Below are 13,735 nucleotides of genomic sequence, written 5' to 3' on the forward strand. Positions count from 1 at the left end.
AAAGAATGTCAGAATTTGAACATTATAGTGTGCTGTTGGATGAGTCTATCGAGGGCTTAGCAATCAAACCTGATGGGGTATATGTTGATTGTACCCTTGGTGGTGCTGGTCACAGCCGTAAGATACTTGAAAAATTAAGTTCCGAAGGTCATTTGTATGCATTTGACCAGGACCGTGTAGCTATTGAAAATGCTGAAAAAGAATTAAAATCATATATTGAAAAAGGGCAAGTAACCCTTATAAAATCAAATTTCCGTCATATTAAAGAAGAACTCGCAGACCGAAATGTCTTTGGTGTGGACGGTATTTTATATGACTTGGGTGTTTCTTCCCCACAGTTGGATGAAGCAGAACGCGGTTTTAGTTACCGTTTTGATGCTGCTTTGGATATGCGGATGGACCAAGACCAAACGTTGACAGCGTATACAGTCGTAAACGAATGGCCCTATGAACAATTAGTGAAAATATTTTATCGCTACGGCGAAGAAAAATTCTCGAAACAAATTGCCCGTCGCATAGAAAAATTGAGAGCTGAGAAGCCAATCGAAACAACAGGAGAATTAGTTGATATCATCCGTGATAGCATCCCAGCCCCTGCCAGAAGAAAAGGCGGGCATCCTGGAAAACGAATTTTTCAGGCCTTACGTATCGCCGTAAACGATGAACTTGACGCAATATCAGACTCGCTGGAAGATGCACTGGAACTCTTAAACATTGGTGGACGAATTAGTGTCATTACTTTCCAATCTTTAGAGGACCGCATTGTGAAGACCATGTTTAAAGAAGCGTCTTCAAAAGAAGATATTCCCGCAAACTTGCCGCTCCTTCCATCGGAAATGGAACCGGATTATAAATTGGTTAACCGGAAGCCTATTCTACCAAGCGACCAAGAACTAGACGAAAATAGACGTTCGCAAAGCTCCAAATTACGTGTGATTGAACGCCGACATAAATCAGATAAATAATTGAAATCAGAAAGGAGTGTAGTCTGTGGCAACTCCAGAATATGCTAAAGATTTGTTTGACCAAGCGATAGAGGTTCAAAACCCCCATCCCCAGCAGATACCATATTCCCCAGCCGTTTCTGAGCCGAAAATCAAAACGCGTCCTTTGGCCAAAGAAATCGCTACCTTGGCGGTAATCCTGTTTACAGCACTTATTCTCGTTTTTTCTAGTTTGATTACCCAGGTAACGATTTCAAACCAAAGCAGACAACTACAGGACTTGCAGGACCATAACATGATCGTTTCAACGGAGAATGACAACTTAAGTCAAGAAGTCCAAGAACTATCACGTTACAATCGGATTATGGAAATTGCAGAATCAATGGGTTTGGAAATGAATGAAGCTAATGTGAGGAATGTAACACGATGAAGAACCAAAACAATCCACAAAAAAATAGACGCAACATGACGCGTGTGATGATGCTTCTGACTGGATTGGTGTTCCTCCTGTTTGTTTTTCGTTTTACATTTATCATGATGACAAAAACGGTAAATGGTGAAAACTTAAGTGAACGGATCGATGACTTGTATACCAGGAGTAGTATTCTACCTGCAAAAAGAGGGGCCATCTATGATATTGGTGGCAATCCGATTGCTCTAGATGCTACTTCTTATTCGTTAATCGGCGTTTTGACCGACAAATGGAGTGAAGATGAGGATACACCTAATCACATTGTTGATAAAGAAAAGACAGCAGAAGCATTGGCGAAACATATCGATATGAGTCGGGAAGAAATCCTGCGAATCATTAGCCAACCAAATGTTGACCAAGTTGAATTTGGTATGGCCGGTTCAGATTTATCTTATGGGGTCAAACTGAAAATTGAAGAAGAAAAATTACCAGGAATTGTTTTTGAAGAAACGCCGTCGCGTCTCTATCCGAATGGGGTTTTTGCATCTCATCTAGTAGGCTATGCCACTATTGATGAAAAAGCTAAAACAGAAGGTGAAGCCGTTTTGACGGGACAAATGGGTGTTGAAGAAGCTTACAATGAAATCCTTAAAGGGGTGGACGGAGAAGTTATTCAACAACAAGATTCCTTGGGGTATGCATTACCGGGTGAAGAGATGGTCGTAGATGAACCGACAGATGGAAAAGACATTTATCTAACTTTAGATCGTCGGCTACAAACTTATCTGGAATCCTTAATGACAAAAGTATATGAAGAAGCAGAACCGGAATCAATGGTTGCCATGCTGGTTGATCCAAAAACCGGTGCTATTATGGCTGCAACGCAAAGACCTACCTTTAACGCTACCACCATGGAAGGAATTGACCTTAAATGGCAAAATCTGTTAGTGGAAGAAACCTTTGAACCAGGCTCCACTTTTAAGGTTTTGACCGTGGCAGCAGCTGTTGAAGAGGGCATATTTAATCCGAATGCGACTTATCAGTCCGGTTCAATCGCAGTTGAAGGCGGCATTATTTCAGACTATAACAAGATTGGTTGGGGCGAAATTTCTTATCTGGAAGGATTTGCAAGGTCAAGTAACGTGGCGGTTGTAAAGCTAATCGAACAGATGGGTTTTGATGTTTGGGAATCTTACATGAAAGCTTTTGGGATTACAACGCCTACTGACTCTGGCTTAGCAAATGAAGCAGTGGGAAGTTACAACTATAATTACCCTCTTGAGAAGGCCAATACTTCTTTTGGACAAGGCGTAACCATAACACCTTTCCAATTGGTTCAAGCCTTTACTGCAATTGCAAACGATGGAAAAATGATGAAATTACATTACATTGATAAAATCGTGGACCCAAAAACGGGTGAAGTTAAAAAAACAGAACCTGAAGAAGTATCATCACCGATATCAAAAGAAACGGCCGATACAGTTTTGAAATATTTGACTGAAGTTGTCTATGCGGATTATGGGACAGCGTCCGCTTACCAAATTGACAACGCAAAAGTTGGTGTGAAAACCGGTACAGCTGAATTGGTTAATCCTGACTCTGGGCACTATTATACTGGCACTTATGAATATCTTTACTCGACTGTAGGTTTTGCACCGATTGAAGATCCCGAATATATTCTGTACGTTACTTTAAAATTGCCTAAAAATAATGAACAAAAATTATTTGTCGATTATTTATCGGATGTCTTCAATCCTTTGATGACCCGGGCGATTTCCTATGCAGAACTCGGTGAGAGTACAAGTGAAGATAAAGTAGAAATAGAAATTCCCATGGTGACAAATATGAATAAAACGGAAGCGGTCGAGCAGCTTCAAGCTAATGGGTTTAGTGCCATCACAGTCATCGGGAACGGGAGTCGTGTTGTCCAACAATATCCAGTCGAAGATACCACTTCAATTCTAAATCAAAGAATTATTTTGATGACGGAAGGTGCCATGACGATGCCGGATATCCGTGGTTGGTCGAAGGATGATGTATTAAAAATCTCTGAAGTGACTGGTGTGACATTTGAATTCGAGGGAGAAGGATATGTCGTCCATCAATTCTTAAATCAAGGATCAGTTTTAAATCCTGAAGATTCGGTTAAAATCATTTTAGAATAAACAACGATAAGCTATAATGCTTAGGATAATTACATTAAAAACGAGGAGGAATCGGTATGCAATGGACCGAAATGCTTTTACCGTTAGCATTTAGTTTTGCGTTGACGATCAGTATCATGCCTATCTTTATTGGCTATTTGAAAATGCGCCAATTTGGGCAAACAACACGTGAAGAGGGGCCTTTATGGCATGAAGTCAAGAGTGGTACGCCAACCATGGGTGGGGTCATCTTTATATTAGCAGCTGCCCTTATCTTGATTGGGATGGCTCTTTGGAAAGATGTCTTTAATTTCACGACAATGATGCTACTGTTCGTCCTTTTATTCTTTGCATTAATTGGATTTTGGGATGATTTTATTAAAGTATTCAAGAAACAAAATGAGGGTTTAACTTCCAGGCAAAAATTTATGGCACAGTTAGTTGGCTCAGCAATATTTGTGCTCTTGTTTTCCCTGAGTGGCGCAGACCCAGTCATCACATTACCATTTATTGGGGACGTTCAAAACTGGGTGTTATTTACTGTTTTCACCATGATTTGGATTACCGGCTTTTCCAATGCCGTTAACCTAACAGATGGACTAGATGGTTTGGTTGCTGGAACCGCAACGATTGCTTACAGCGCTTATGCTTATATCGCTTATCTACAAAATCAACTTGAGGTTTTGTTATTTTGTTTAGTCATTATCGGTGGATTGGTTGGCTTTTTCTTCTTCAATAAGAAACCAGCCAAAATTTTCATGGGTGATGTCGGTTCGCTTGCTCTGGGAGCAAGTTTAGCAGTTGTTGCTTTAGCCCTTCGACAAGAATGGAGTTTGTTGCTTATCGGTCTGGTGTTTGTTATCGAAACCGCCAGTGTGATTTTGCAAGTCACTTCATTTAAATTGAGAGGTAAGCGAATTTTCAAGATGAGCCCGATTCATCATCACTTTGAAATGAGTGGTTGGAGTGAATGGCGCGTAGTCATCACTTTCTGGCTGGTCGGTTTAGTAGCAGCAATCATTGGTCTGTTGACAGTTGTTTGATGGAGGAAATCATATGGTAAAACATACACGTTATGAAAATAAAAAAGTATTAGTTCTAGGACTCGCACTGAGTGGATTTCATGCAGCAAAATTGTTGCATGAGCTCGGGGCTATGGTCACAGTGAATGATTCTAAACAATTAGCTGATAATCCGGATGCACAGGAATTAATTGCATCCGGTATTCGTGTTATATCGGGCTATCACCCAGTCGATTTGTTGGATGAGTCATTTTCTTATATTGTCAAAAATCCTGGAATCCCTTATTCCAATGAAATGGTAAAGCGTGCTCAGGAACTGGGTATCCCCGTTTTTACCGAAGTAGAATTAGCCTATGAGATTATGGATGCGTCTTTAGTTGCCGTGACCGGTTCGAATGGTAAAACAACTACGACCACAATGATTCACGAAATCTTGAAAGCGGATCGCCAAAAAGGAGAAGCGCATAAGGCAGGTAATATTGGCATTCCAGCTTCCACCATTGCAAATGAGGCAGGTATGGATGACGATATCATTATGGAATTATCAAGTTTTCAATTGATGGGGATTGATATCTATCACCCTCATATTGCCGTGATTACAAATATCGTTTCTTCCCACCTGGATTATCACGGAACCAGGGAAGCATATGTTGAAGCGAAATGGCGTATTACGATGAATCAAACAGCAGAGGATTATCTCGTATTGAATTGGGATCAAGCTGAATTACAGGAATTATCCAAAAATGCGAAGGCACAGATTATTCCCTTTTCAAGAACACAGGTATTAACAAAGGGTGCTTATGTTCAGGATAAGTGGCTTTATTTTCAGGGTGAAAAAGTAATGCCCGTTGAAGCAATTGGTGTACCTGGTTCTCATAATGTTGAAAATGCCTTGGCAGCTATTGCGGTTGCAAAGTTAAAGGGTACTTCCAATGAAACCATTATCGCAGCCTTATCGACATTTGGCGGCGTTAAACACCGCATTCAATACGTAACTGAAATAGAAGGCCGATTATTCTACAACGATTCCAAATCAACGAATATCACAGCTGCACAAACCGCTTTAAATAGTTTCCCGGACAAAGGGATTGTCTATCTCGCAGGCGGGCTGGACCGGGGAAATGCTTTTGATGAGCTCGTACCCAGTCTAAAAAACGTAAAAACCATGATTTTATTTGGTGAAACAAAAGAAAAACTTCGTGATGCTGCAGAAAAAGCAGGTGTTTCTCACGTTATTGAAACAGAAGATGTCGCAACTGCAGTCCCAGAAGCTTTTGCAAGCAGTAAACCAGGAGATGTCATTCTCTTGTCGCCCGCGTGTGCAAGCTGGGATCAATATAAAAACTTTGAAGTTCGCGGAGATGTATTTATCAAAGCTGTGACTGAATTGAAACAAAAACAAGAGGAGAGATGACGTGAAAATTCTACTATCAGGCGGAGGTACTGGGGGGCACATCTATCCAGCACTTGCCCTCATGCGTCGCATCAAATCTATCCAACCGGATGCAGAGTTTTTGTATGTCGGAACTGAACGCGGATTGGAAAGCACAATCGTCCCGAAAGCGGGAGTCCCTTTCCGGTCTGTAGAAATTCAGGGATTACGACGTTCTCTCTCTCTGGAAAATTTTAAAACGATTTATTTGATGTTGACCAGCGTGCAAAAATCAAAAAAAATCATCAAGGACTTTCAACCGGATGTGGTTATAGGTACCGGAGGATATGTATGTGCTCCCGTCTTGTACGCCGCTTCAAGGTTGGGTATTCCAACCGTTATCCATGAACAAAATTCTGTGGCCGGGGTAACAAATAAATTTTTGGCGCGTTTTGTAAACCGCATTGCCATCTGTTTCGAGGATGTCCGGGATGATTTTTCAAAATACGGTGATAAAGTTGTTTACACGGGCAATCCCCGAGCGCAAGAAGTGGCCGAAGGAATTGATATTGCCTCTCTTGTGGATTATGGACTTAAGGATACTCTGCCAACCGTCCTTGTCTTTGGCGGTAGCCGAGGAGCAGAGAAAATCAATCAGTCGATGATTGAAGCGGCTTCTTCTTTCGAAGGCAAAAAGATGCAGGCTATTTTGGTCTCGGGTGAGACCCATTATGATAAAATCAATACCCAAATCAGCAGTTTGGTTCCACAAGCGACCAATGTAAAGGTTGTTCCGTACATTGATAATATGCCTGCTTTATTTCGCAAGGTTGATTTAGTCGTTTGTCGAAGTGGCGCAACAACGTTAACCGAATTGACGGCTCTAGGAATTCCAAGCGTTTTAATTCCAAGCCCATACGTAACGGCAAACCATCAATTAAAAAATGCTGAAAGCTTAGCCAGAAATGGAGCAGCCTTTATTCTGGAAGAAACCGAGTTGAATGGAAATCGTTTATTTGAAATGATTGATGAATTGTTGTCCAGTCAATCAAAAAGAGAAAAAATGTCTACTCGGGCCATTGAGCTGGGAGTACCCGATGCTTCCGATCGCCTATTCAAAGTCATGCAGGAAATTATGTAACTCAGGTCGGAGGTGAGTGCAGCTTGAAATGGTTTAAATCCAACAAAGAAAATCAAAGAAAAAATCCACAACAGCCTGTCAAAAATTATCTTGGATTGTATGCAGGATTGACAATCGGATTGATGACAACCGCCTATTTAATTTCTCCATATGGGAAAGTAGGCGACATGTATGTGGAGGGAGACAGCATTGTCCCCGAGCAACTCATTTTGGATGCTTCAAAAATCACACAAAAGCAAACGGTGGTCGGTACATTAGTCAGCGAAGAAGCAATCGAAGCTGAGATCATAGCTGCCTTGCCGCAAGTAAAAAGTGTAAAAGTTCAATGGCAAAAATTGAATGATATAGTTCTGGAAATACAGGATTATGAAACGATTGCCTATTTAAATGATGCCAACGAATATAACAGTGTTCTGGAAAACGGCTTTATTGTGAATGAGGCACATAAAATTCCTATCGGTAACAAACCACTGCTCACTAAATTCGAGCAGGGTCCAATTTTGAATGAACTTATTGTTACTTTCAAAGAAATAAGCAAGGATATACAAAATAGCATTTCTGAGATTAAATACATGGGTACAAAAACGAATCCATACAAAATTTCGATTATGATGAACGATGGCAACCAGATTATCGCCAACATTACGGATTTTTCAAAAAAAATTGGCTATTACCCTGATATGCTCCAAAAGTTGGATGGAAAAAAAGGGACTTTTGATATGGAAGTAGGGGTATTTTTCACCCCGTTCAATAGCAAGGCTCAAGAAGAAATTGACATCGAAACAGATTCTCAAGAATAATTGAATTTTTCGTTGATTAATTGTGAAAAAACTTAAAAATAGTGTGCGGTTATGCTAAAATGGATAAGGTATAAACATTTTTACAAAAACAAGCAAACTTAAAAACGAAACAACATTGAACCGTCAATATCACAAAGGTCATTTTCGTTTTGTGCATGCATCAGTAAATGGAGGTTTCAATAAAAATGAAGAAACAAGGTTCGTTTGTCAGCCTGGATATTGGAACCACTTCAATAAAAGTAGTTGTGGCGGAATATGTAAACAATCAATTGAACGTTATTGGAGTAGGGAATGAAATATCTAAAGGACTTAACCGTGGCATAATTGTGGATATTGATGAAACAGTAGCATCGATTAAAAAAGCGGTTGAGCAAGCTGAGAAAAAATCAGGAAATAAAATTCAACAAGTTATTGTGGGAATCCCGGGTAATCAGATCAGTATTGAACCTTGCCACGGTATGTATGCTGTAGCGAGTGAAAATAAGGAAATCACAGATCGGGATGTTCAAAACGTTTTTGAAGCAGCACGAGTAAGATCCTTACCACCTGAAAGAGAAATAATTTCCGTCATTCCAGAAGAATTTATCGTGGATGGCTTTGACGGAATTCGTGATCCTCGTGGGATGATAGGTGTACGTTTGGAATTATATGCAAGTATGATTACAGGTCCAAAAACGATTGTCCATAACATCAAGCGTTGTGTGGAACGTACAGGTTTGGTTATTCAAGATATGGTTGTCCAACCGTTGGCAATCTCAAGTATTGCCATGAACAGGGGCGAGCGCGATTTCGGAACGATTTTGATTGACATGGGTGGCGGCCAAACAACTGCCTCAGTCATGCATGATGATCAATTGAAATTCGTTTATGTCGATCCTGAAGGCGGCAATCTTGTGACCAAAGATATATCGATTATCTTAAATACGACGATGGAAAATGCGGAATATATCAAACGTGAATATGGCTATGCTATTCCGGAAGATGCCTCGGATGATGAATACTTTCAAGTACCTGTCATCGGCAAAGAAGATCCCGTTAAGGTTGATGAAAAATATTTATCAGAAATCATAGAAGCAAGAATTGTCCAAATTTTCACTACAATCAAAAAAGCGTTGGACCAAGTGGAGGCTCGCGAATTACCGGGTGGGATTGTCCTGACTGGTGGAGCGTCAGCTATTCCTGGAGTAATGGAGTTAGCTGAAGAAATCTTCGAGGTAAACGTAAAACTCTATATCCCAGAAGAAATGGGTATGCGGAACCCTATATTTGCTACAAGCCTGGGCTTGATCAAATATATGGGCGAGCAGGATGAAATCAATCTGGTTGCAAAAAAACGGGCTGGAAAATCTGTTCAGGAAGCACCAAAAGTCGTTCCAATACAACAAAAACAGCAAAAGCAACAACAGCCTGTTCAAAAAGAAACGGTTCAATATCAACAACAAGAGCCGGTTCAAACGCAACAGCCAAAAGAAAATGAAGGAACTAAAAAATCATCATTTATCGAACAAGCTAAGCAATTCATACAATCTATCTTTGAATAATCCAGGAATACAGACAAGTAGGAGGAAAAGTAATGGAATTGGAATTTGACTCAATCATGAGTGGTGGAGCAATCGTTAAAGTAATCGGTGTTGGTGGAGCCGGTGGTAATGCGGTTAATCGTATGATCGAAGAAGACGTTAAAGGTGTAGAATTTATCGTTGCCAATACAGATACACAAGCTTTGAATGCTTCAAAAGCAGAAACAAAAATTCAATTGGGACCTAAATTGACAAAAGGTCTAGGTGCAGGCTCGATTCCGGATGTAGGTGGAAAAGCTGCTGAGGAAAGTGAAGCACAATTAGCTGAAGCATTGGCTGGCGCTGACATGATTTTTGTAACATGTGGAATGGGAGGCGGTACCGGTACAGGTGCAGCACCGATTGTTGCTAGAATTGCAAAAAGTCAAGGCGCTTTGACAGTAGGAGTTGTAACACGTCCGTTCAGCTTCGAAGGTCCTAAGAGAGGCCGTTATGCTGCAGAAGGTATTGCTGAAATGAAACAAAACGTGGACACACTGGTTATCATCTCCAATAACCGTCTACTTGAGATTGTTGACAAGAAAACACCGATGCTTGAAGCATTCCGTGAAGCAGACAACGTATTGCGCCAAGGGGTTCAAGGAATCTCTGATTTGATTACAGCACCTGGTTATGTAAACTTAGACTTTGCTGATGTTAACACTGTCATGAAGGACCAAGGTTCCGCATTGATGGGTATCGGGATTGCTTCAGGTGAAAATCGTACGGCAGAAGCAACCAAAAAAGCTATTTCTTCTCCATTGTTGGAAGTTTCCATCGATGGCGCAGAACAAATCTTGTTGAACATTACAGGTGGATCAGACTTGACATTGTTTGAAGCACAAGACGCATCGGATATCGTTGCACAAGCTTCCACAAGTGAAGTTAACATTATCTTCGGTACCTCTATCAACGAAAACTTGGGAGACGAAGTTATTGTTACGGTTATTGCAACAGGTATCGATAATGAACGTAAGAAAGAAGAAAAAAAAGCAGCTAACCGTGGCGGAAGCCCATTTAGAGGTCGTAAAGAAGTAGCACCTCAACAATCACTACAATCTGAAAGACAAGAACGCCAATCAGCACATGAAAATGACGTGGAACCTGAAAAAGATTTGTTTGGTGACTGGGATATTCGTCGTGAATCCAGCGTTCGTGACACGAATACACAACAATCAAACGAAAATTACCCACGCTACCAACAAACGAACGAAGATGAATCTGGTGATGATGAGTTGGAAACACCACCATTCTTCCGTAAAAGACGTAGATAATCATGACCATTGTTTCAAATTGTCGTCAAATCGTTAAAACGATTGAATCACAATTGAATACCGTAAATCGTAACCGGGACGCTGTCACATGCGTCGCGGTTACAAAATTACGTACGCTGGAAGAAACAGAGATTCTTTATGAGGAAGGCTTCCGTCACTTTGGAGAAAATCGTCTCGAGGGGCTGCACGAAAAACAAGCGTATTTCAAGCAGGCAGACATTAAATGGCATTTTATTGGTTCTTTACAAACGCGTAAAGTCAAAGATGTCATTAATTCCATCGACTATTTTCATTCTTTGGATCGGGAGTCACTGGCAAAAGAGATTAATAAACGAGCAGAAAAACAAGTTTCTTGTTTTGTGCAAGTGAATGTCAGTGGGGAAAAATCTAAACATGGTATTTCACCAGATGAACTGGATGCGTTTATTGAAATGCTGGAAAAATATCCCAAGATAAAGGTCATCGGTTTAATGACAATGGCCCCAATTGATGCAGACGAAGATATGCTCCGCGGATGTTTTAAAAAATTAAAACACTTGCAAGAAGGTATTGCTGCCAAAGCACTGTCCTATGCTCCGTGTGCTGAAACAAGTATGGGAATGAGTCGTGACTACCCGATTGCTATCCAGGAAGGGGCAACGTTCGTCCGAATCGGCTCATCTTTTTTTGAAGAAATAAATTAAGCAGGGAGTGAGAAAGGAAAATGGGTATCAAAGACAGTTTTCGAACCTTTTTTGGACTAGATGAGGAATTTGATACATCAGATTGTGATTCACATTCTTATGAATATGAATCCGAAGTCGCTCACACATCCTCGAAGGCATTGAATCAAGCAAGTGGAAAGGTCATCCCGATTGGGAAACGGCCGACTACCCAAAAAGCTAGTATTCATGTTATCGAGCCCCGTGTTTATTCAGAATCTGAGAGAATAGCCAATTACTTGATAAATAATGAGTCGGTCTTATTGAATTTCAGAAGAATGGAACAGGATCAAGCAATTAAAGTGGTCGATTTTATTGCAGGTTCCATTTATGCAATTGGTGGCGATATGAAACAAGTGGGGGAAGGGATATTTCTCTGCACACCCCGCGATGTCGAAATCGCCAAAATCGAAACAGAAGAACCACGAGATAGTTATTACTACTAGTTACCCACCATGTTTTGAAAGTCATGGTAAGAAAGGAGTCGCAGATGGCACAGATAATTATTTGGCTTTTGGATGTAATTCCTACAGTCATTGATGCTTACACGACATTGTTGTTTGTCTATGCACTTTTAACATGGTTACCGAATGGTTACAATTCAAGATTCGGGCAATTTGTTGCTCGACTAGTCGAGCCTTATTTAAATGTATTTCGTCGCCTCATTCCTTCAGTAGGAATGGTGAGCTTCAGCGTCCTGTTTGCTATTTTATTCCTGCGTTTAGTGGAGTATGGTGCACAGGCTATCCTTATTTATCTTCTTCGCTTAGTCCTATAATCAGGTATGGAGGGGAACATGATGGAACAAGTTTATCAACATTTTCGTAAAGAGGAACAACCTTTTATCGATATGGTCGAATCATGGGTGGTTCAAGTGCAACAACAGTATGCGCCTTACTTAACCGATTTTCTTGACCCCCGTCAACAGTACATCATTGAAATGTTGATTGGTAAAAGAGGGGAAGTACGAACACAGTTTTACGGCGGATATGAAGCTGCTGAACGAAAACGAGCACTCATCTTTCCGGATTATTTTGAACCCAAGGATGGTGATTTTGACCTACAGTTGGTTGAAATAAATTATCCAGAAAAATTTACCACTTTATCTCATGGCCAAATTCTGGGAACTTTAATAGGGTCTGGAATCAAAAGGGAAATGTTTGGTGATATTATGTCCGATGGCCAGAGATGGCAATTTTTTGTCGCCCAGTCGGTTCAGGACTATGTGCTGACTCAAGTAACAAAAATTGGCAAAACGACTGTCCGATTGGAAACAAAAAAATATACCGATTTGATTCTTCCTATTGATGATTGGACGATTGAACATGATACCGTTAGCTCTTTGAGAATTGATACCGTGATATCAGCTGTATACAATATTTCTCGGCAACGGGCAAAAGAATTGGTAGCAGGTGGAAAGGTCAAATTAAACTGGGCAGCATATGATCGCCCGGATTTTGAATTGGGTATTCGTGATATCCTCTCTATACGAGGATATGGGCGAATCCAGATCAGGGAAATTGAAGGCAAGTCAAAGAAAGATAAGTGGCGCGTAGAATTAGGCGTCCTTCGTAAATGAACACAGTCGAGAGGAATTGATAGACATGGCACTTACACCGTTAGATATCCAGCACAAAGAATTTGAATCAAAAATGAGAGGCTATGACAAAGTTCAGGTTGATGACTTTCTAGATTTGATGAAACGTGAATTTGAGCAGTTAATCAAGGATAATAAGGATGTTGAAAAGAATCTTAAGTTCGCTGAAGAAAAACTTCAACATTTTGAAACGCTTCAAGATGCTCTGAACAAATCCATTGTAGTGGCCCAAGATGCTGCTGATCGCTTGAAAGAAAACGCGCGTAAAGAAGCTGAAATCATTTTATTTGAAGCTGAAAAAAGTGCTGATAAATTGTTGAAAGAAGCAGCTGATAAAGCGGCCCAAATCAATCAAGAAACAGCAAGTGTGCGTCGTGAAAGCCGTAATTTCAGACAAAAATTGCAATTAATGGTTGAATCACAAATGAATTTAATCAATAATGAAGAGTGGGATATTTTGTTAAATACCACTCCCGAGAATGATATTCATACGCCGACTTTGGACGAAGTTTTAATGAATCGTACACATAAAGTGGATGATCTGATTAAAACTTCAAACTTTGATGATGTAGAAGTTATCAAGCCTGAACAAGAGAAATCAGAAGGTCAAGTAGAAGCTATTGAAATTCTAGCCTAAACAAAGTAAAATACATTAAGTAATTGACGATTGGAACAACCAAAGATTAAATACTAGTAGCGAGTTGACGATAGGTGTGAGGTCAACAGTCCCTATAATCGGCGGATCATCCATGAAATATTTTGCTGAACA

14 protein-coding genes and 1 other annotated feature (1 of these 15 running past the window's edge) are annotated in these 13,735 nt (G+C 40.4%); all 14 genes read left to right on the top strand.

The genetic code is table 11. The features are described 5' to 3' along the window. Positions 1-5: 5 nt before the first annotated feature. The 14 genes from rsmH to ACTU7M_RS07165 all read left to right on the top strand — a co-directional run bounded on the left by rsmH (position 6) and on the right by ACTU7M_RS07165 (position 13,603). Positions 6-965 carry a 16S rRNA (cytosine(1402)-N(4))-methyltransferase RsmH gene (gene rsmH, locus ACTU7M_RS07100; protein ID WP_443473685.1) on the top strand — a complete coding sequence of 320 codons (960 nt, stop codon included), beginning with the start codon at positions 6-8 and terminating at the stop codon, positions 963-965. A gap of 25 nt (positions 966-990) precedes the next feature. After that, positions 991-1,374, top strand: a complete 384-nt coding sequence (gene ftsL / locus ACTU7M_RS07105) for a cell division protein FtsL (protein WP_443473686.1) — start codon at positions 991-993, stop codon at positions 1,372-1,374. After that, complete coding sequence (locus ACTU7M_RS07110; RefSeq protein WP_443473687.1) at positions 1,371-3,521, top strand: penicillin-binding protein; 2,151 nt, start codon at positions 1,371-1,373, stop codon at positions 3,519-3,521. Before ftsL ends, ACTU7M_RS07110 begins: the two co-directional genes overlap by 4 nt. Positions 3,522-3,577: 56 nt before the next feature. Further along, complete coding sequence (gene mraY, locus ACTU7M_RS07115) at positions 3,578-4,543, top strand: phospho-N-acetylmuramoyl-pentapeptide-transferase (RefSeq protein WP_443473688.1); 966 nt, start codon at positions 3,578-3,580, stop codon at positions 4,541-4,543. A gap of 13 nt (positions 4,544-4,556) precedes the next feature. Next, on the top strand, positions 4,557-5,936 hold the full coding sequence (murD, locus tag ACTU7M_RS07120; RefSeq protein ID WP_443473689.1) for a UDP-N-acetylmuramoyl-L-alanine--D-glutamate ligase: 1,380 nt from the start codon (positions 4,557-4,559) through the stop codon (positions 5,934-5,936). A gap of 1 nt (position 5,937) precedes the next feature. Further along, positions 5,938-7,035: an undecaprenyldiphospho-muramoylpentapeptide beta-N-acetylglucosaminyltransferase gene (gene murG, locus ACTU7M_RS07125; RefSeq protein WP_443473690.1), complete on the top strand. Its 1,098-nt coding sequence runs from the start codon at positions 5,938-5,940 to the stop codon at positions 7,033-7,035. Positions 7,036-7,058: 23 nt separating this feature from the next. Continuing rightward, entirely contained in the window at positions 7,059-7,835 is a 777-nt protein-coding gene (locus ACTU7M_RS07130; RefSeq protein ID WP_443473691.1) for a cell division protein FtsQ/DivIB, read from the top strand. 185 nt (positions 7,836-8,020) lie between these two features. Then, positions 8,021-9,376 (top strand): cell division protein FtsA, encoded by a 1,356-nt coding sequence (gene ftsA, locus ACTU7M_RS07135; RefSeq protein ID WP_443473692.1) that lies wholly within the window; start codon positions 8,021-8,023, stop codon positions 9,374-9,376. 32 nt (positions 9,377-9,408) lie between these two features. After that, on the top strand, positions 9,409-10,668 hold the full coding sequence (gene ftsZ / locus ACTU7M_RS07140; RefSeq protein WP_443473693.1) for a cell division protein FtsZ: 1,260 nt from the start codon (positions 9,409-9,411) through the stop codon (positions 10,666-10,668). Positions 10,669-10,670: 2 nt separating this feature from the next. Beyond that, the gene (locus ACTU7M_RS07145) at positions 10,671-11,351 is read left to right on the top strand and encodes a YggS family pyridoxal phosphate-dependent enzyme (RefSeq protein ID WP_443473694.1); all 681 of its coding nucleotides are present in this window, start codon (positions 10,671-10,673) and stop codon (positions 11,349-11,351) included. A 20-nt stretch (positions 11,352-11,371) separates the two neighbouring features. Then, a complete protein-coding gene (locus ACTU7M_RS07150; protein ID WP_443473695.1) occupies positions 11,372-11,815 on the top strand; it encodes a cell division protein SepF in 444 nt (147 codons plus the stop codon). Positions 11,816-11,859: 44 nt separating this feature from the next. Further along, the gene (locus ACTU7M_RS07155; protein ID WP_443473696.1) at positions 11,860-12,147 is read left to right on the top strand and encodes a YggT family protein; all 288 of its coding nucleotides are present in this window, start codon (positions 11,860-11,862) and stop codon (positions 12,145-12,147) included. An 18-nt stretch (positions 12,148-12,165) separates the two neighbouring features. Continuing rightward, positions 12,166-12,948 (top strand): YlmH family RNA-binding protein, encoded by a 783-nt coding sequence (locus tag ACTU7M_RS07160; RefSeq protein WP_443473697.1) that lies wholly within the window; start codon positions 12,166-12,168, stop codon positions 12,946-12,948. 25 nt (positions 12,949-12,973) lie between these two features. Beyond that, positions 12,974-13,603 (top strand): DivIVA domain-containing protein, encoded by a 630-nt coding sequence (locus tag ACTU7M_RS07165; protein ID WP_443473698.1) that lies wholly within the window; start codon positions 12,974-12,976, stop codon positions 13,601-13,603. A 17-nt stretch (positions 13,604-13,620) separates the two neighbouring features. Further along, positions 13,621-13,735: a binding site (T-box leader), on the top strand (it continues 103 nt past the right edge of the window).

Origin of the sequence: Jeotgalibaca sp. A122, assembly GCF_052266715.1 — a bacterium.
In the GTDB taxonomy this organism is placed as follows: Bacteria; Bacillota; Bacilli; order Lactobacillales; family Aerococcaceae; genus Jeotgalibaca.